Source organism: Kitasatospora nipponensis, from assembly GCF_039528135.1.
Lineage (GTDB): Bacteria > Actinomycetota > Actinomycetes > Streptomycetales > Streptomycetaceae > Kitasatospora > Kitasatospora nipponensis.
This window is the reverse complement of record NZ_BAAALF010000575.1, coordinates 1-876: the sequence shown is the minus strand read 5'-3', so window position 1 is coordinate 876 and position 876 is coordinate 1. Positions and strand designations below refer to the sequence as shown.

Genomic DNA, 876 nt, shown 5'->3' with positions numbered 1-876 from the left:
CGACCCCGCTCGCCGCCACGATCGCCTCGTACAGAGGGGCTTCCAGGGAAGGGGGGACGAGGATGGATCCCTCGCGTGGAGTTCTCGTGCGATTGCAGGTGCCGCGCAGAACGCTCTGCGTGCCACCGCTCAACAGGAATCCCTGAATCCGTCGCCCGCTCACCTAGTCCTCCAGCTCCTCGGCGTTCGCCAGCCCCAGTTGTCGGCGCAGCTGACGTGGCGTCACGGAGATGTCGGTGAGCCGTTCGACAGCGGCGCGGTTGACGACCGCCCTGATCAGACGGTCGTACTGGGAATCATCCGGTTGGAGGGTCAGAAGTTCGCCCACGGATCGGAGTCGGGTGTCCAATTGAGCATCGATCAGTTCCCGCTCACTTCGAGACCGGGTGGCCAGCCTCTTCGCCTCCAGGAGAACAGCCTCCTCGAAGCCGTCCGGGGTCGCTTCCTCGAACTTGCTGACATGGCCATGGAATTGAGCCATGTTTGGGGCCAACTCGTCTCCCCGGAGTCCCAGCTGCTCGATCGCGCGGGCGGCTACCGCGATCGAGTGGTTCTTGATGGCGGCGAGATTGAAGGTGAAAGCGCCGGTCCGGCCGTTCCGGACGATCTCGTCGCCCTCCCGCAGCACCCCGACCGCGGAGATCGGACCGGCCGGCTCCCCTTCGGAGGTCAACAACGCGCCCTGGCCGTCGACCTCCAGGCCGCGCCCGGTGCGCGCATGGGGGACCGCGATCCCCTTCCGGAGGAGGTTCCGCCAGAGCGACTGGCCGACCCGGCTGTAATCCGACTCCCGGCCGAAGTTGGAGACCACCAGGTCGGCCTCGATGAAGTGCTTCTCCTCCGTGGCTGTGACCGAGACCACCGACCGGCCCGACT

The 876-nt window shown here is 66.6% G+C and carries 1 pseudogene; it reads right to left on the bottom strand.

What is annotated here, in order from left to right:
• Nucleotides 1–163 precede the first annotated feature (163 nt).
• Nucleotides 164–876 (bottom strand): annotated as a pseudogene (locus ABD323_RS41995) (FAD/NAD(P)-binding protein); the annotation flags it as partial.